This window comes from Stenotrophomonas sp. YJH_SMC_81 (genome assembly GCF_059370875.1).
The window spans coordinates 483,859-499,344 of the sequence record NZ_JCAFUB010000001.1 but is presented as its reverse complement, the minus strand read 5'-3'; the positions used below and the strand labels follow the sequence as shown (position 1 = coordinate 499,344).

The following is a 15,486-nucleotide window of genomic DNA, read 5'->3' as shown; positions in this document are numbered from 1 at the left end:
TCCCCATGTCGTTCGGATGAGAATCGACATCTACTCCGACGTGGTCTGCCCCTGGTGCTGGATCGGCAAGCATCGTTTCCAGCAGGGCGTGCAGTTGCTGGGCCCGAACGCGCCTGACCTCGATATCCACTGGCAGCCGTTCCAGCTGGACCCGGATGCGGACGACACCCCGGTGCCGCTGCGCGAGGCCTATGCGCGCAAGTTCGGGGGCGTCGAGCGCACCGAGCAGATCCTCGGCCAGACCCAGACCACCGCACGCGCGGAGGGGCTGCCGATGGATTTCAACCAGGGCCAGGTGCGGGTGACCACGCTGCCGGCGCATCGGGTGTTGTGGCTGGCCGGCCAGCATGGCGTGCAGGATGCGGTGGGTGAATCGCTGTTCCGCGCCCACTTCGAGCATGGCCAGAACCTGGCTGACAACGCTGTACTGGTGAAGGCCGGCGTGGCGGGCGGCCTGGACGGTGGCGAAATCGCGCAGATGCTGGCCTCCGACCGCGGGCTGGCCGAGGTCGAAGCCAAGCTGGCGCAGGCCCATGCACTGGGCATTTCTTCGGTGCCGACCTTCGTCATCGATGGGAAGTGGGCGATTTCCGGGGCCCAACCACCCGAGGCGTTCGCCCAGGCCCTGCAGCAGATCGCGGCCGAACAGGGCGCCCCGGCCACCCCGGCTGACGGCGACGAGGCCTGCGGCCCGGACGGCTGCAAGGTCTGACCGGCTCCTCAAAAGGGGACGGAGGGGATTAAGACGTATCCAGCCTCTTGGGGCCGATTGCGCCTTAATCCCCTCCGTCCCCTTTTTCTGACCACTGCGCCTGTCGGCCGGTTCTGCGACAATGCGGCACTGCGCCATGCGGGCGCGCGTTGTGGAGATCGACCATGCTGCTGATCGGCGTTGCCGGCACCGAACTGACCGCCCAGGAACGTGACTGGCTGCAGCACGACGCCGTGGCCGGAGTGGTGCTGTTCAAGCGCAACTTCGCCTCGCGCCAGCAGGTGACCGATCTGAGCGCGGCCATCCGTGCCGCTGCCCCGCGCCCGCAGCTGATCTGCGTGGACCAGGAGGGCGGCCGCGTACAGCGCTTCCGCGAGGGTTACAGCGATCTTCCGCCGCTGCAGGACATTGGTGCCTTGTACGCCACCGACCCGCAGCAGGCCCTGGCGCTGGCCGAGCAGCATGCCTGGCTGATGGCCAGTGAAGTCCGCGCCAGCGGCCTGGATCTCAGCTTCGCCCCGGTGGTCGACCTTGGCCGCGGCAACCGCGCCATCGGCAACCGCGCCTTCAGTGAAGACCCGCAGGTCGTGGCCGCGTTCACCGCAGCCTATGTGCGCGGCATGCACGCGGTCGGCATGGCCGCCACGCTCAAGCATTTCCCTGGCCACGGCACCGTGCTGGAAGACACCCACGTGGATACCGCGATCGATCCACGCGCGCTGGACGAACTGCGCGCGCAGGACCTGGTGCCGTTCCAGGCCGGCATCGCCGCCGGTGCCGATGCGGTGATGATGGCGCACGTGATCTATCCGCAGGTGGCACCGGAGCCCGCCGGCTATTCCCCACGCTGGATCCAGGACATCCTGCGCGGCGAACTCGGCTTCCGCGGCGTGGTGTTCTCCGATGACATCGGCATGGCCGCCTCGCACAGCGCCGGCGGCGTGCCGGCGCGCGTGCACGCGCACCTGGACGCCGGTTGCGACGTGGTGCTGGTCTGCCATCCGGAACTGGTCGATGAAGCCCTGCATGCGGTGCAGGGACGCTCCCTCAATACTGCTGCGCTGCTGGGCCTGCTCGGCCGCGGCGCGCTCGGCTGGGACGGCCTGCTGGCCGATGCCCGCCATGGCGACACCCAATCCCGTCTGCTTGAAACCCTTGGAAGAACCGTCTGATGCCCAACCTCACCATTTCCCAGGCCCTGGCCCAGGCTGACCTGCTGGTCGACCGCCCCACCATCGACAAGGCCATCGCTGCTATCGCCGACGCCATCGCGCGCGATTACAAGGGCGAGGTGCCGTTGTTCCTGTCGATCATGCATGGTGCGCTGCCGTTCGCCGGCCAGCTGGCGCTGGAACTGGGCGCGCGCGGCCAGGACGTGCAGTTCGATTACCTGCACGCCACCCGCTACCGCGGCGAAACCACCGGCGGTGACCTGGTCTGGAAGCACAAGCCGGCCACCTCGCTGTTCGGCCGCCGCGTGCTGCTGGTCGACGACATCCTCGACGAGGGCTACACCCTGCAGGGCGTTCGCACCTGGTGCCTGGAGCAGGGCGCGACCGATGTGCGCATCGCTGCGATGACCGTGAAGAAGCACGACCGTGCGCTGCCTGACGTGACCGCCGATTACGCGGGCATCGAGCTGCCGGACCGCTATGTGTTCGGCTTCGGCATGGACGTCAACGAGACCCTGCGCTGCGTGCCGGCCATCTACGCGATGAAGGAATAACGGCGCAGCCGCCCGCGGCGCGTCTTCTTCTGCCGCCGGCATCCTCGGGTGCCGGCGTTCGTCTTTTCATGGAGTGCTTCGAATGCAACAGATCGCCCTGGCCGTGATCGGCGGTACCGGTGTCTACAACCTGGCCAAGCTTGACGACGTGCAGACCCACGAGGTCGACACCCGCTTCGGCCGCCCATCGGGCCCGGTGCGCGTGGGCACGCTGCTCGGCCATCGCGTGGCGTTCCTGGCGCGGCATGGCGAGGGGCATTCGCTGCCGCCGCACAAGATCAACTACCGAGCCAATTTGGCTGCGCTGCAGCAGCTGGGCGCGCAGCGGGTGCTGGCATTGAACACGGTGGGTGGCATCACCGAGAACTTCGGTCCGCGCGTGCTCGCCTGCCCGGACCAGATCATCGACTACACCTGGGGCCGCATCAGCACGATCTGTGAAGGCTCCGACGTGGTCCACGTCGATTTCGGCCATCCGTACACGCCGATGCTGCGCAGCAAGATCCTGGCGGCAGCCAAAGTGACCGGTGTCACGGTCCATGACGGTGGCTGCTATGGCGCAACGCAGGGCCCGCGCCTGGAAACGATCGCCGAAATCGCCCGCATGCGCCGCGACGGTTGCGATCTGGTGGGCATGACCGGCATGCCGGAAGCCGCACTGGCGCGGGAGCTGGGGCTGGATTATGCCTGCCTGGCGATCATCGCCAACTGGGCCGCCGGCTGCGGTGATGGCGAGGAGATTACGATGGCCGAAGTGCTGGCCAATGTGCAGGCGGCCAGCAACGGACTTCCGGAACTGGTGGGCGAATTGGCGCGGGGGTGATTGTCTTCCCCGAGCAAGCTTTGCATACTCAGCTTGTGCGCGGGTTCAGCGTACACCACCCATTCATTGCATAAGGTCTCGCATCACCATGCCGAACGGTACCGTCAAGTGGTTCAACGACGCCAAGGGATTTGGCTTCATCTCGCCGGAGGATGGCAGCGCCGACGTGTTCGCGCACTTCTCCGCCATCAACTCCAAGGGCTTCCGCAGCCTGCAGGAAGGCCAGCGTGTCACCTATGACGTGACCCAGGGCCCGAAGGGCGCCCAGGCTTCGAACATCACGCCGGCCGAGTGATCCACTCGACAGTGCGTTGAAAACCCCGCTCCGGCGGGGTTTTTTTTGCGCTGCGACAAGAATTGCGCTGCCGTGGGCGGGGCCCCGCTGGGCATCCGGATTTGCGCTCGGGCACAATGCGCCCATGAAGGAACGACTGCGCATCGCCGTGATCGGCTACGGCACCGCTGGACAGGCATTGTCCATCCTGCTCTCCCGTGATGGCCACGAGGTGGAGATCTTCGAACGTGTGCCCACGCCGGGACCGGTTGGCGCCGGTTTCCTGCTGCAGCCCAGCGGCCTGCAGGTGCTGTGGCAGATGGGCCTGCTTGACGCCGTGCGCGCGCATGCCGCGCCGGTGCATCGCCTGTACGGCGATACGCCGTGCGAACGCGCAGTGATGGACATGCGCTACGCCGGCCTGGACGCGCGCCTGCACGGCCTTGGCATGCAGCGCGGCGCCCTGTTCTCGTTGCTGGATGATGCGCGTGCTGGTGCGGGCCAGCTGCATGCCGGCGTCAGCATCGCTGCAGTGGATGCCGAGCACGGCCGCCTGCGTGACAGCGAAGGGCGCCTGCACGGTGCGTTCGACCTGGTGGTGGCCGCCGATGGTGCGGCCTCGACGCTGCGCGGCACGATCAAAGACGGTAACGGACTGGATCGCGTGTATCCGTGGGGTGCGCTGTGGTGCCTGTTGCCGGCCGAAGACTGGCCACACCTGCAGGAGCTGCGGCAGCGCTACGTGGCCGCTCGCAAGATGATCGGGCTGTTGCCGGTCGGTACGCGGCCCGGTGATGACACGCCGCGCCTGAGCTTTTTCTGGAGCCTGCCACGCGCCGATTTCGAACGTTGGCAGGCCGACGGCATGATGCCCTGGCTGGACGAACTGCATGCGCTGTGGCCGCAGGCCAGTGCACGCTTCGCGCATCTGCGTGACGCCGGCCAGCTGGCACGGGCCGTCTACCGCGACGCGGTGATGACGCGCTGGCATCACGGCCGCATGGTGCTGGCCGGCGATGCCGCGCATGCGATGAGCCCACAGCTGGGCCAGGGCGTGAACATGGCGCTGCTCGATGCGCTGGCGCTGCGCGATGCCTTGCGCGCGCATGGTGGCGGTGCCGCGGCATTGCAGGCCTACCAGGCGCAGCGCAGGGCACACGTTGCGGTCTACCAGCGCTGGAGCCGTTGGCTGACGCCGCTGTTCCAGTCCGATCGCGATGCCTGGGCCAAAGCGCGCGACGTGCTGCTCGGCCCGATGGGGCGCCTGCCGGGTGGACGTGGTCACATGCTGCGTGTGCTCAGCGGTACCCAGCATGGCTGGTTCGGTTCGCTCGCGCTGGATCCTGCTTTCGTCGACGCGCTGGCCACTGCGGCGCAGGTGCCTCGCATCAACGCGATCACAGCCACTGCGTGAAACGCATCGTCACGTGAATTAACGGTTGCCTCACTGCGCATATGCGAGAAGTAGGTTGCACGCGATTACGCGTCGCCCGTTTTCCTTTCCGTGATCAACATCGCGCGTGGCCCGGGAGGCGCTGCCGTCGCGGCCTGTTGCGGCCCGGATGTGCCGCCTGTTGTCGAAGAGGAGGATGCCATGTTGTTCGCGGTCGAGGAGCTGGAATCGGAAATCTGCAAGCTGCGCGGTCTGTTGCAGATGCTGCACGAGGACCAGCCCGACGTACTGGAGGACGTGTTCGAGTTTCATGTCGGCAGCCTGATCAGTCATGCGTCGCCGGAGCCCCACACGCGCATCCGCGCCTGCGCGCAGGAGATGCTGGCGGCGATCCAGGCCTTGCCGCGGCGACGGGAAGAGGACACGCCTGAGTTCCAGCTGATGCCGCAGCTGGATATCCGTCCGGCCTGATTCAAGCCAGGGGCAGTGCCACCAGGCCGTTGTCCACGCAGGCGACCATCTGTTCGCCGGCAGCGGGAACAGGAACGATTCCGGCGGTGAACGCGGAGAAGGCCGGCAGGAGTGTCATCCTGTCACGCAGCCAGAATGCGGGGAAGCGCCGCCGCAACGGAGGCAAAGCGATCTGTGGATGCAGATGCCCGGCGATCACATGCAGCTCCGCATCGGGCACCGGCTCATGCCGAAGCAGGAACGGTGGCAACCGTACTTCGTCGTGGATCTGCACCTGCAGCTCGGCACGCGGCAGCTGCCGGTCATGATTTCCGCGCAGGACATGCACGTCCAGTGCGGCATTGCGTTCGCGCCATCCCAGCCATTGCTGGTACCACGCAGCACGATGCGCCGGGCCGTGCAGGATGTCGCCCAGGATCCACACCTCGCGGCAGGCACGCGCGTCCAGCAGCCCCTGCAGGCGTTGCAGGTCCTTGCCGGTACCGCCGCCGGGCAGCGCGATGCCTGCGCGGCGGAAGACATCGGCCTTGCCCAGGTGCAGGTCGGCGAGCAGCAGTGCCTGCCGCGCGGGCCAGTACAGTGCACGCGCGCCAAGCAGCACCAGCGGCTCGCCTGCGCGCAGCAGCGGCAGTTCATCGGCCATGCCGACGCTCCAGCTGCTGGGCCACGCGTTGCACCCGGGTACGCCAGTCTTCGTTGCTGAACTGCCCGCGCAGGCGTTCGGCCCACAGCGGGAAACCCAACGGCGTCAGTGACGCCGGGCGCTGCACCGAGAGGGTCTGCATCCGAATCCTGGCCAGTACCTGTTGCAGCCCCGGCATGTCGAGGCTGTCATTCAGCACTTCCTGTTCCGCCAGCGCCAGCAGCAGGTGATCCGGGTCGTGCTCGCGCAGTACGTCGTAGAGCAGTCCCGCGGACGCCTGCAGCTGGCGCAGTGCCCGTGGCATGCCACCGGGCAGGCTGGGGATCAGCAGGCCGGCGACGCGTGCGATGCCGCGGAACTGGCGACGCGCCAGCTCGCCCAGGTTCACCGCAGCACGCAGGTCATCCAGCAGCTGACCGGTGGCGAACAGCGCCCGCCATTGCGCCGCGTCCAGATCGATGGCCTGTGCCGGTGCCAGCACCAGGCCGTGATCGTTCACCGCATAGCCGATGCTGTTGCGCTGCCGGCGGGTACAGCGCAGCGCGAGCAGGGCGGCCAGCGCCTCATGCACGTGGCGGCCGGCAAAGGCATAGACGAACAGGAACTGGCCTTCGCGACGCCGCACCTCTTCCACCAGCAGGTGGTCCGGGCCGGGAAGCGCCGACAACTGTTGCTGCAGTGCCAGCAAGGGCGACAGCCAGCGTGATTCGGCGCTGTCGTCAGCACCGGACAGTACCCACTCCAGCTCGCGTCCGAGTGGCATCGACAGCGGCAACTGGCCTCCCTGCCAGCGTGGCACGACACCGTCTCCGCGCCCTCGTGCCAACCGCACGAAGGCGGTCATGTCGCGCAGCTGCACCAGCTCCAGCAGGCGCCCGGCGAACTGGAAGCGGTCGCCACGGCGCAGGCGGCTGGCGAACTGCTCCTCCACGGCGCCCAGGCCGCCGCCGCGCAGGAACTGCACGCGCACGCTGCCATCGCTGCTGATGGTGCCGATCGACAGCCGATGACGCAGCGCCTGGCGGCGGTCGTGCATGCGGTACCACCCATCGGCATCTCGCACGACCTTGTGGAAATCGGGGTACTGGGCCAACGCCTGCCCGCCCTGCACAATGAACGTGAGCACGGCCTGCCACTGGTCGTCGCCGAGCGACGCGAAGGCATGGGTACGCCGGACCTGTGCCAGCAGCGCAGTGCTGTCGAAGCCGCCCGCCAGTGCGCGGCTGACCGCGTGCTGGGCCAGCACATCCAGCGACAGCGTCGGCGGCCTGCGCGCTTCGACCACACCTTCAGCCAAGGCACGGCGCACCGCAGCGTACTCGGCCAGTTCCAGCGCATGGCTGGGCACGCACAGGATGGCGCCGCTGGCACCCGGGCGGTGGCGTGCGCGTCCGGCGCGCTGGCGCAGGCGCGCCACGCCCTTCGGGCTGCCCAGCTGCAGGACCTGCTCAACCTCGGGGAAGTCGACGCCCAGGTCGAGGCTGGAGGTGGCAACCACGCAGCGCAGCGCACCCGCGCGCAGGCCGTCCTCCACCTGCTGGCGCAGTGCCGGATCCAGCGAGCCGTGGTGCAGTGCAAGCGTGTCCGGTTCTTCCGGCCAGACCGCCGCCAGCGCCTGATGCCACAGTTCCGCCTGTGCACGGGTGTTGGTGAACAGCAGGCTGCTGCGTGCCTGCATCAGCGCCTCCAGCACGCGTGGCAGCTGTGCCAGGCCCAGATGCCCCGCCCATGGGAAGCGCTCGCCGGGGTCTGGCAGCAGGCTGCGCACGCTCAGTGGGCGCGGCCGTACGCCCTGCACGATCGGTGCTTCCGGTCGCCCGGGCAGCAGCACGTCGCGCGCCTCCTGCAGATTGCCTAGGGTGGCTGACAGTCCCCACAGCTGCAATGCCGGCGTGGCATCGCGCAACACCGCCAGGTTCAACTGCAGCAGGACGCCGCGCTTGTTTCCCAGCAGTTCGTGCCATTCGTCCACCACCACGCAGCGCAGCCGCTGCATGCGCGGCAGCGTATCTGGATAGCTCAGCAGCAGCGCCAGTGATTCCGGCGTCGTCACCAGTACGTCGATGCGGCCTTCGCGCGCCTGGCGCCGCTCGCGGTTGCTGGCGTCACCACTGCGCAGGCCGACACGCCAACCCAGCCCCAGCCCATCGACCACGGTCTGCAGCGCGCGTGCAGTGTCGCTGGCCAAGGCGCGCAAGGGGGTCACCCACAGCACCTGCAGCGGGCGTACCGCGCTGGCGCGGCGGGGGGAGGTCGGCGGGTCGATCATGGCCTGCAGCAGCGGCCCTCCGAACATCGCCAGTGTCTTGCCACTGCCTGTGGGTGTGTGCAGCAGTCCGGATTCGCCGGCGAGATAGTGACGCCACATCGCGCGCTGGAACGGCAGTGAGCGCCAGCCTCTGGACGCGAACCAGTCTTCAAGCCGGCGCAGTGCCTGGCTGCGGTTCATCGTGCCAACGCCTGCAGCGTGGCCAGCTGATCGGCTTCGCTGGCGGGCTTGTCGTGGCGCCAGCGCAGGATGCGCGGAAAGCGCACGGCGATGCCCGACTTGTGCCGGCTGCTGCGGTTGACCGCCTCGAAGCCCAGCTCGAAGACGTGTTCGGCGCGAACGCTGCGCACCGGGCCGAAGCGCTCGCGGGTGTTGGCGCGGATCCAGCGATCAAGCGCGAGGATTTCCTTGTCATCCAGGCCCGAATAGGCCTTGGCCACCGGCACCAGCGTGTCGCCGTCCCAGACGCCGAAGGTGTAGTCGGTGTACAGCGTGCTGCGCCGCCCATGGCCGGCCTGCGCGTACAGGAGCACCGCATCGATGGTGAGCGGATCGACCTTCCATTTCCACCAGTCACCACGGCGGCGTCCGGCCTGGTAGGGCGAGGCATGCCGCTTCAGCATCAGTCCTTCCACGCCGCGTTCGCGTGCCACGTCGCGCATTGCCGCCGCCTGAAGCCAGTCGTCGGCGTCAACGCCGGGTGAGAGCTGGATCCGTGCATCGTTCAGTGCACCGACGACCTCGGCGAGACGCGCGCGCCGCTGCTGCAGCGGACGTTCGCGCAGGTCCACGCCATCGAGTTCAAGCAGGTCATAGGCGAGCACCCGCACCGGCGTGTTGCGCAGGGTGGCCGCACCGGGTTTTCGGCGCTGGATGCGCGTCTGCAGCGCGGTGAAGGCACGCGGCAGGTCCGCGGCTTCGTCCCAGGCCAGCAGCTCGCCGTCCAGCACGCAGCCATCGGGAAGCGCCATCGCCGCCTGTTCGATCTCGGGGAAGCGGCCATCCAGCCGCTCTTCGCCGCGTGACCACAAGGCGACCTCGCCGCGCCGGCGCAGCAGCTGCAGGCGGATGCCATCCCACTTCCATTCCAGCAGCCAGTCATCGATCGCGCCGAGTCGTTCGGCAGGGTTGCCCTCCAGTGGCGAGGCGAGGAAGAACGGGTAGGGCTGCTGCCGGTCCAGCGGCAGCTCATCCGGCGACAGCAGCTGGGCCAGCAGCCCGGGCGAGGGCACCCACTCGCCCAGCATGCGCTGGGCGATGCGTGCGATGTCCAGGCCGGACCATTCGGCCAGCGCCTGCTGCACCAGTCGTTGCGAGACGCCAACGCGCAGGGCGCCGGTCAGCAGCTTGTTGAACACCAGGCGTTCGCTGCTGCACAGCTGCTGCCAGCCGGCCACGACTGCCGCACGGCGCATCGCCTCGGGTTGGTTGGCCACCGCCAGCAGGTGCTGTTCGATCCATTCGGCCAGGGGCCGGTCAGGCGAGGGGTTCGGTGGGTCGTCCAGCAGCAGGGTCAGCGTTTCGGCCAGGTCACCCACCTGCGCATAGCTGTCCTCCACCAGCCACGGTGGCAACCCTGATTCCTCGGCAATCCAGGCGCGCAGTTCGCCACTGGCGGCGATCTTCCTGCGCGCGCCGCCCACCTTGCCACCACTGAGCAGGTACAGCGCCCACGCCGCATCGTGCGCGCCTGCCTGGCCGAAGTAATCGACCAGTGCCGCTCGCTTGTCCAGCGTGGCAGTGCTGCGGTCCAGGCGTTGGTAGAGTGCTGCGAAGGCCTTCATTCCTCGCTCCCGAAATCGGTACGGAAGGCTTCGGCAGCCACGCCGCGTTCGCGCAGGAACGGAATCAACGCATCGGTATTGCCATGGGTGGCGATCACCCGCTGCGCGCCGGTCTGTTCGATCGTCTGCAGCAGTGCGGGCCAATCGGCGTGGTCGGAAATGACGAAGCCACGATCAACGTTGCGGCGGCGGCGGTTGCCGCGCAGTTGCATCCAGCCCGAGGCGAAGCCCAGCTGGTGACGGCCGAAGCGGCGCATCCAGGGCGTGCCCGCAGCCGAGGGCGGGGCGAGGATCAACTGGCCGGCGGCATCGGGCTGGCGGCCCTGTTCGGCCACGGTGAGCGTCTCCAGCATCGGTACGCCGGCCTGCCGGTACACCGCCACGCCATTGGCGATGGCGCCATGCAGCCAGGCCGGCCGATCGTCCAGCGGCCGCAGCTCGGCCAGCACCCGTTGTGCCTTGCCGAGTGCATAGCACAGCAGGATCGCAGCCTCGCCGCGTTGTTCGCATTCGCGGCGCCACGCCACGATTTCGGCAGCGACGGCCGGCGTGTCCGGCCAGCGGTAGATCGGCAGGGCGAAGGTGGCTTCGGTGATGAAGGTATCGCAGGGCACCACTTCGAACGGCGCACAGGTTGGGTCAGGCTGCCGCTTGTAGTCGCCGGAGGCGACCCAGACCTGCCGCCCGTCGTCGACGCGCACCTGCGAAGATCCCAGGACGTGACCGGCTGGATGCAGCGATACCTGTACCCGGCCCAGGCGGAACGGCACGCCCTCGACGTGCGCCTGCACCGGCACATCGCCCAGGCGCCAGCGCAGGATCGGCAGGCTGCCTTCGCTGCAGTGGTACTCGCCCATGCCCGGGCGGGCGTGATCGCCGTGGCCATGGGTGATGACCGCGCGCGCTACCGGTCGCCAGGGATCAATGTGGAAATCGCCGGCGGCGCAGTACAGCCCTTCCGGGCGCAACACCACCAGATCGTCGTTGGCTGCCATGCGGTCACTGTGGCCTGCCGCTCGTGCACAGGGTGAGAACCGGCCTGAACACGGGCTTGGCAAGTCATGCGGCACAATCGGACCGCATACCTCTTGCCGCCAGGATGGACCGGATGAGTGGACCGAGCTTCAGCAGCGACGCGCCCTACGAGACCCATGTTGTGTTGAACCAGCCGCCACCGTTCGCGGGGCGCCAGTTGTGGACTGACGATGTGGCGCTGATGGAAGCCGTGCAGCGCGAAGGCGCTGGCAGCTTCGCGCCACGCCTGGCGGTCTATGGCGCGCTGGCCGGCGACGAGCTGTACCGGCTCGGCTTTGATGCCAACCGCGACCGCCCACGCCTGCGCACGCATGATGCGCAGGGTCATCGCATCGATACGGTGGAGTTCCACCCGGCCTATCACCAGTTGATGGAAACGGCGAAATCGCACGGTGTCGCCGGCTTGTCCTGGCACGAACCGCAACCCGGCGCGCACGTCGCGCGTGCGGTGTTGAGCTACCTGCACCACCAGGCCGAGGCCGGCACCAGTTGCCCCTTGACGATGACCCATGCAGCAGTAGCGGTGCTGCACGCGCAGTCGCATCTGGCCGAGTGGGCACGCAAGGCCGCAGCGCCGGTCTATGACCCGCGCGACGTGCCGGTGGCTGACAAGGCCGGCATCACCCTGGGCATGGGCATGACCGAGAAGCAGGGCGGCTCGGATGTGCGCGCCAACAGCACGCGCGCCGAACCGATCGATGGTGAGCGCTATCGCCTTGTCGGCCACAAGTGGTTCTTTTCCGCACCGATGTGCGATGGCTTCCTGGTGCTGGCGCAGGCGCCGGGAGGACTGACCTGCCTGCTGATGCCGCGCCGGCTGGCCGACGGTGACCGCAACGCGTTCCGCCTGATGCGATTGAAGGACAAGCTCGGCGATTGGGCCAATGCCTCCAGCGAAGTCGAGTTCTGCGGCGCGCAGGCATGGCGGGTGGGCGAGGAGGGGCGTGGCGTGGCCACCATCATCGGCATGGTGATGATGACCCGCCTGGATTGCATGCTGGGCGCAGCGGCGGAAATGCGCATGGCGTTGGCGCAGGCGTTGCACCACGCACGCCATCGCCGCACCTTCGGCAAGCTGCTGGTCGAGCACCCGTTGATGACCAATGTGCTGGCCGACCTGGCACTGGAATCGGAAGCGGCCACGGTGCTGTCGATGCGCATCGCACGCGCGGTGGATCGCGCAGGCGTGGATGCCAACGAAGCTGCGCTGGCACGGGTGGGAACGGCGCTGGGCAAGTACTGGCTGTGCAAGCGCGCACCGGCCTTCGTCAACGAAGCGCAGGAATGCCTCGGCGGCGCAGGCTATGTGGAGGAATCGATGCTGCCGCGGCTGTACCGGCAGGCGCCGTTGAATTCGATCTGGGAAGGCAGTGGCAACATCCAGTGCCTGGACGTACTGCGCGCGCTGGCACGTGAACCGGAGGCACTGGCGGCGCTGCGCGCCGAGCTGGCAGCGGTGGCCGATCGTGATGCGCGCTACGCAGCGGCATTGCAGCGTTGGGCAGCGGCACCGGCACCGGATGAGTCGCAGGCGAGGCTTTTCTGCGAGCGCACTGCGCTGCTGTTGCAGGCAGCGTTGATGTTGCGGGCGGGCAGTCCAATGGCTGAAGCGTTCGTGCGCAGCCGGCTGGAAGGGCAGCATGGGCTGGTGTTCGGGACGCTGCCGGCGGGTGTGGATCTGTCGGCAATGCTGGCGCGCGCGCTGCCGTAGGGCGGCCAACGGCGAAGCCCCTCGTGGTGGGCGCTGATACTGATGGGTGGGCCGCGCGGGTAGGTCGCGCAGGGGACGCCGTGAATACGTTCTTCTAGGCTCGGGCGCGCCATCCATGGCGCTTACGCCCCTGCGCAACCTACCCGCGCGTCCTTGGACACTTTCCGTACGCGTCCAGCACGGAATCAACAGAAAGAGCAGAGAGCGAAAAGCAGAAAAGCCGCGGCAGTGCCGCGGCTTTTCCTGTGGCGCCGAGCCGATGCCCGGCTGCCGGTACGCCTTAGTGCTTGGCTTCTTCCCTGGCGGCGTTGGCCTTGGCGTCATTGGCGACATCACGGGCCTTGTCAGCAACCTTCTGTGCGGCGTCCGCAGTGGCGTCGCTGGCATGTGCAGCGGCGTCGGTGGCTGCAACCTTGGCCTTGTCTGCGGCGTTTGCGGTGGCGTCTGCGGCCTTGTCCAGTGCCTGCTGGGTATCGGCGGCGGCCTGCTCGGAAGCGGCAGCGGTCTTGTCGGCAGCGTTGCGGGTGGCTTCGGCGGCCCTGTCCACGGCGTCACGGGCGGCAGCGCCGGCGCTGTCGGCGGCCTGCTGCGCGTCCTGCTTGGCCTGTTCGGCTTCCGGACCCTTGCAGGCGGCCAGGGCCAGCAGCAGGGAGGCGGCCAGCAGCGTGGTGGTGATCGGGCGAATCTTCATGGCGGTCTCCGGTACTGCAATGGATGGGGACGCCAGCCTATTCATGCCGTTGTGAAGACGGGGTCGCGATCCGAGGCGCGCGCAGGCAGCAGGCCAAAGAAAAAGCCGCTGGCGAACCAGCGGCTTTTCCAGAACAGCCTGAAGAAAGAAGTTATTACTTCTTGGCTTCTTCAGCAGCGTCCTTGGCCTGCTCAGCGGTAGCTTCGGCAGCCTTGGCAGCGTCCTTGGCTTCGCCAGCAGCAGCGTCGGTCGCGGCAGCAGCGGTGTTGGCAGCAGCGTCGGTCGCAGCGTCAGCAGCGGTGGCGGCGGTGTTGGCAGCCTGCTGGGCAGCGTCGGCGGTCTGGGCGCCGGCAGCGGCGGCCTGGTCGGCAGCAGCCTGGGCTTCGGTGGCGGCTTCGTTGGCCGAAGCAGCGGCGTCCTGGGCAGCTTCCTGCTTCGAGCAGGCGGCCAGGGCCAGAGCCAGGGACATCGCGACCAGCAGCTTGTTGATGCTCATTGTGTAAATCCTCGTCGTTAGAATTAGGCAACGCGCATGCTGCGCGCCGACAACATGATGACAAGCCAAGATTGGGTGTCAAGCGATCCCGCATTCATTTTTGCGAAATCGTCGTTAAATCTTTTTAAATCAATTCGATGGCGATGGCTGTTGCTTCACCGCCACCGATGCACAGGGTGGCAATGCCGCGCTTGCCACCGCGCGTGCGCAGGGCGTTGACCAAGGTCACCACCAAGCGTGCACCGGAGGCACCGATGGGATGGCCCAGTGCGCAGGCCCCGCCATTCACGTTGAGCTTGTCGTGCGGGATGCCCAGTTCACGCATCGGTGCCATTGCCACCACGGCGAAGGCCTCATTGATTTCGAACAGGTCGATCTGGTCCAGCGACCATCCGGTCTTGGCCAGCAGCGTGCGGATCGCGCCGATCGGGGCGGTGGTGAACCACTCCGGTTCCTGCGAATGGGTGGCGTGGCCGACGATGCGCGCCAGCGGGGTAATGCCACGTCCGTTGGCGTCTTCCTCGGTCAGCAGGACCACCGCAGCGGCGCCGTCGGAGATGCTGGAGGAGCTGGCGGCGGTGACGCTGCCGTCCTTCTTGAAGGCCGGGCGCAGGGTCGGGATCTTGGCGATGTCGGAGCGGCCGGGTTGCTCGTCGGTGGCGACCTCGACCTCACCCTTGCGGGTGGCGACCTTCACCGCGACGATCTCGTCGGCGAATGCCCCATTGGCCTGTGCGGCCTGTGCGCGCTTGACCGATTCGATCGCATAGGCGTCCTGTTCCTCGCGGCTGAACTGGTACTTGTCCACGGCGCATTCGGCGAATTCACCCATGGCCTTGCCGTCGTAGGCGTTGACCAGGCCGTCGTGGGCCATGTGGTCGATCGCCTGGAAGTTGCCGAAGCGGTTGCCGGTACGCGAGTTGGGCAGCAGGTGCGGGGCGTTGGACATCGATTCCATGCCACCGGCAACCACGATGCTGGCCGAACCGGCCTTGATCAGGTCATGGCCGAGCATGATGGTCTTCATGCCCGAGCCGCACACCTTGTTGAGGGTGGTGGCACCGGTCGACAGCGGAATGCCGGCGGCGATCGCCGCCTGGCGGGCGGGCGCCTGGCCGAGGTTGGCCGGCAGCACGCAGCCCATGAGGACTTCAGAGACGTCGCTGGCCGGCACGCCCGACTGTTCCAGGGCGGCCGCGATGGCGGCCGCGCCGAGGGTCGGGGTCGGCACGCCGTTGAACTGGCCGAGGAAGGAGCCGATGGCGGTGCGCTTGGCGGCGGCGATGACGATGTTGGACATGGCAATCTCGTTGATGCGTAAGCAATGTTCGGAAAGGAGACCGAAGACGTTGGAAGCGCCGCGATTTCCCGGCAGACTGCGTGGGGGTCGACCCAAGTATAGAGGGTCGGGGAGGGCCGCCGCTGGGCGGCACCGCACGCCTGCCGGGATGTGGGCAG

15 protein-coding genes are annotated in these 15,486 nt (G+C 67.8%); 8 read left to right on the top strand and 7 right to left on the bottom strand.

What is annotated here, in order from left to right; genetic code table 11:
* The first annotated feature begins 16 nt into the window (after positions 1-16).
* The 7 genes from AC5P8U_RS02335 to AC5P8U_RS02305 all read left to right on the top strand — a co-directional run bounded on the left by AC5P8U_RS02335 (position 17) and on the right by AC5P8U_RS02305 (position 5,399).
* Complete coding sequence (locus tag AC5P8U_RS02335) at positions 17-712, top strand: DsbA family oxidoreductase (RefSeq protein WP_151354904.1); 696 nt, start codon at positions 17-19, stop codon at positions 710-712.
* A 164-nt stretch (positions 713-876) separates the two neighbouring features.
* A complete protein-coding gene (gene nagZ, locus AC5P8U_RS02330) occupies positions 877-1,884 on the top strand; it encodes a beta-N-acetylhexosaminidase (protein ID WP_061479808.1) in 1,008 nt (335 codons plus the stop codon).
* Positions 1,884-2,438, top strand: coding sequence for a hypoxanthine-guanine phosphoribosyltransferase (locus tag AC5P8U_RS02325; protein WP_005418223.1), 555 nt, complete (start codon positions 1,884-1,886; stop codon positions 2,436-2,438). The genes nagZ and AC5P8U_RS02325 overlap by 1 nt, the downstream gene beginning before the upstream one ends.
* Before the next feature lie 82 nt (positions 2,439-2,520).
* Positions 2,521-3,261 (top strand): S-methyl-5'-thioinosine phosphorylase, encoded by a 741-nt coding sequence (locus AC5P8U_RS02320; RefSeq protein ID WP_495213858.1) that lies wholly within the window; start codon positions 2,521-2,523, stop codon positions 3,259-3,261.
* 88 nt (positions 3,262-3,349) lie between these two features.
* On the top strand, positions 3,350-3,556 hold the full coding sequence (locus AC5P8U_RS02315; protein ID WP_005410590.1) for a cold-shock protein: 207 nt from the start codon (positions 3,350-3,352) through the stop codon (positions 3,554-3,556).
* Between the two features lie 124 nt (positions 3,557-3,680).
* Positions 3,681-4,949, top strand: coding sequence for an FAD-dependent oxidoreductase (locus AC5P8U_RS02310; protein WP_088496752.1), 1,269 nt, complete (start codon positions 3,681-3,683; stop codon positions 4,947-4,949).
* Positions 4,950-5,129: 180 nt separating this feature from the next.
* Positions 5,130-5,399, top strand: a complete 270-nt coding sequence (locus tag AC5P8U_RS02305; RefSeq protein ID WP_495213901.1) for a hypothetical protein — start codon at positions 5,130-5,132, stop codon at positions 5,397-5,399.
* A 1-nt stretch (position 5,400) separates the two neighbouring features.
* Here the strand turns inward: AC5P8U_RS02305 and pdeM are convergent, their stop codons facing one another.
* Genes pdeM through AC5P8U_RS02285 form a run of 4 tightly spaced genes read right to left on the bottom strand, consistent with a single transcriptional unit; the run spans position 5,401 to position 11,090 of the window.
* Positions 5,401-6,042, bottom strand: a complete 642-nt coding sequence (pdeM, locus tag AC5P8U_RS02300; protein WP_072169094.1) for a ligase-associated DNA damage response endonuclease PdeM — start codon at positions 6,040-6,042, stop codon at positions 5,401-5,403.
* Entirely contained in the window at positions 6,032-8,491 is a 2,460-nt protein-coding gene (locus AC5P8U_RS02295; protein ID WP_494541414.1) for a ligase-associated DNA damage response DEXH box helicase, read from the bottom strand. Before AC5P8U_RS02295 ends, pdeM begins: the two co-directional genes overlap by 11 nt.
* Positions 8,488-10,095 carry an ATP-dependent DNA ligase gene (locus AC5P8U_RS02290; protein ID WP_072169096.1) on the bottom strand — a complete coding sequence of 536 codons (1,608 nt, stop codon included), beginning with the start codon at positions 10,093-10,095 and terminating at the stop codon, positions 8,488-8,490. The genes AC5P8U_RS02295 and AC5P8U_RS02290 overlap by 4 nt, the downstream gene beginning before the upstream one ends.
* The gene (locus AC5P8U_RS02285) at positions 10,092-11,090 is read right to left on the bottom strand and encodes a ligase-associated DNA damage response exonuclease (RefSeq protein ID WP_088496750.1); all 999 of its coding nucleotides are present in this window, start codon (positions 11,088-11,090) and stop codon (positions 10,092-10,094) included. The genes AC5P8U_RS02290 and AC5P8U_RS02285 overlap by 4 nt, the downstream gene beginning before the upstream one ends.
* Before the next feature lie 113 nt (positions 11,091-11,203).
* On the opposite strand from AC5P8U_RS02285, the gene AC5P8U_RS02280 reads away from it, so the two are divergent.
* Positions 11,204-12,841 (top strand): acyl-CoA dehydrogenase family protein, encoded by a 1,638-nt coding sequence (locus AC5P8U_RS02280; RefSeq protein ID WP_353080239.1) that lies wholly within the window; start codon positions 11,204-11,206, stop codon positions 12,839-12,841.
* Positions 12,842-13,121: 280 nt separating this feature from the next.
* On the opposite strand, the gene AC5P8U_RS02275 is transcribed toward AC5P8U_RS02280, so the two are convergent.
* The 3 genes from AC5P8U_RS02275 to AC5P8U_RS02265 all read right to left on the bottom strand — a co-directional run bounded on the left by AC5P8U_RS02275 (position 13,122) and on the right by AC5P8U_RS02265 (position 15,328).
* Positions 13,122-13,532, bottom strand: a complete 411-nt coding sequence (locus tag AC5P8U_RS02275) for a hypothetical protein (RefSeq protein WP_088496748.1) — start codon at positions 13,530-13,532, stop codon at positions 13,122-13,124.
* Between the two features lie 154 nt (positions 13,533-13,686).
* Positions 13,687-14,028 carry a hypothetical protein gene (locus tag AC5P8U_RS02270; RefSeq protein ID WP_005418203.1) on the bottom strand — a complete coding sequence of 114 codons (342 nt, stop codon included), beginning with the start codon at positions 14,026-14,028 and terminating at the stop codon, positions 13,687-13,689.
* Between the two features lie 124 nt (positions 14,029-14,152).
* The gene (locus tag AC5P8U_RS02265) at positions 14,153-15,328 is read right to left on the bottom strand and encodes a thiolase family protein (RefSeq protein ID WP_227838282.1); all 1,176 of its coding nucleotides are present in this window, start codon (positions 15,326-15,328) and stop codon (positions 14,153-14,155) included.
* Positions 15,329-15,486 lie beyond the last annotated feature (158 nt).

Coding starts and splice junctions, on each gene's coding strand:
- nagZ (WP_061479808.1), top strand. CDS start 877: ATGCTGCTGATCGGCGTTGCCGGCACCGAACTGACCGCCCAGGAACGT.
- AC5P8U_RS02285 (WP_088496750.1), bottom strand. CDS start 11,090: ATGGCAGCCAACGACGATCTGGTGGTGTTGCGCCCGGAAGGGCTGTAC.
- AC5P8U_RS02310 (WP_088496752.1), top strand. CDS start 3,681: ATGAAGGAACGACTGCGCATCGCCGTGATCGGCTACGGCACCGCTGGA.
- AC5P8U_RS02295 (WP_494541414.1), bottom strand. CDS start 8,491: ATGAACCGCAGCCAGGCACTGCGCCGGCTTGAAGACTGGTTCGCGTCC.
- AC5P8U_RS02275 (WP_088496748.1), bottom strand. CDS start 13,532: ATGAAGATTCGCCCGATCACCACCACGCTGCTGGCCGCCTCCCTGCTG.
- AC5P8U_RS02325 (WP_005418223.1), top strand. CDS start 1,884: ATGCCCAACCTCACCATTTCCCAGGCCCTGGCCCAGGCTGACCTGCTG.
- AC5P8U_RS02265 (WP_227838282.1), bottom strand. CDS start 15,328: ATGTCCAACATCGTCATCGCCGCCGCCAAGCGCACCGCCATCGGCTCC.
- AC5P8U_RS02320 (WP_495213858.1), top strand. CDS start 2,521: ATGCAACAGATCGCCCTGGCCGTGATCGGCGGTACCGGTGTCTACAAC.
- AC5P8U_RS02270 (WP_005418203.1), bottom strand. CDS start 14,028: ATGAGCATCAACAAGCTGCTGGTCGCGATGTCCCTGGCTCTGGCCCTG.
- AC5P8U_RS02335 (WP_151354904.1), top strand. CDS start 17: ATGAGAATCGACATCTACTCCGACGTGGTCTGCCCCTGGTGCTGGATC.
- AC5P8U_RS02290 (WP_072169096.1), bottom strand. CDS start 10,095: ATGAAGGCCTTCGCAGCACTCTACCAACGCCTGGACCGCAGCACTGCC.
- AC5P8U_RS02280 (WP_353080239.1), top strand. CDS start 11,204: ATGAGTGGACCGAGCTTCAGCAGCGACGCGCCCTACGAGACCCATGTT.
- AC5P8U_RS02315 (WP_005410590.1), top strand. CDS start 3,350: ATGCCGAACGGTACCGTCAAGTGGTTCAACGACGCCAAGGGATTTGGC.
- pdeM (WP_072169094.1), bottom strand. CDS start 6,042: ATGGCCGATGAACTGCCGCTGCTGCGCGCAGGCGAGCCGCTGGTGCTG.
- AC5P8U_RS02305 (WP_495213901.1), top strand. CDS start 5,130: ATGTTGTTCGCGGTCGAGGAGCTGGAATCGGAAATCTGCAAGCTGCGC.